This window comes from Allobosea sp. P1_A7 (assembly GCF_056406775.1).
Map to the genome: position 1 here is coordinate 1 of NZ_JBFTZN010000643.1, position 633 is coordinate 633.

1 protein-coding gene is annotated in these 633 nt (G+C 63.8%); it reads left to right on the forward strand.

Features of this window, described 5'->3' with window-relative positions; all coding sequences use genetic code 11:
- Positions 1-83: 83 nt before the first annotated feature.
- Positions 84-488 carry a leucine zipper domain-containing protein gene (locus tag AC1D34_RS38185; RefSeq protein WP_441504517.1) on the forward strand — a complete coding sequence of 135 codons (405 nt, stop codon included), beginning with the start codon at positions 84-86 and terminating at the stop codon, positions 486-488.
- Positions 489-633: the final 145 nt, after the last annotated feature.

A 633-nucleotide genomic window follows, 5' to 3' on the forward strand; every position in this document is an offset into this window, starting at 1 on the left:
TGAGCTCTCAATAGGTTGTCCATCCGGTCCCGAGCGAGGAAGCTGAGGTTGCGAAGCTTCAGTCTCCATCGAAGGAGGACCGGATGAACATCCACAAGAATGCCCGTCTGACGCAGTTGGGTCGAGAGCGGATCGTGCGCATGGCGGCGGCAGGCACGGCCTCTGGCGTGATCGCCAAGGCGGCCGGCGTCAGCCTCAAGACCGTCCATAAATGGATCGCCCGCTTCGCCGCCGAGGGCATGGCCGGGCTGGCGGACCGCTCGTCGCGTCCGCACCGGCTGCATCGCCCGACGCCGGCAGGCCAGGTCGAGCAGATCATCGCACTGCGGCGCCAGCGGCTGAGCGGCCACTCAGAGCGCAGAGCCGAAGAGCTGCCGCGCTGGCTCCATCACTACAACTGGCATCGCCCCCACGGCGGAATCCAGGCCAAGACACCCATCAGCAGACTCGCTCGCGACGAGGACAACCTGTTGACGCTCCACATCTAGGAGCCCGTCCGAGTAACGATTTTGGGGCGATTATGACGGGAAGGCTGGGCGGGAGATTTCGGTGCCCGGTCCTCATCTTGAGGCTTTTGCAAGCTTCAGGAGGTTGTGAGCGGTACAGATCATTGCCCATTCGCCTCGGACCTGA

Excerpts from the sequence above, each read along its gene's own strand:
- AC1D34_RS38185 (WP_441504517.1), top strand. The coding sequence starts at position 84 with ATGAACATCCACAAGAATGCCCGTCTGACGCAGTTGGGTCGAGAGCGG.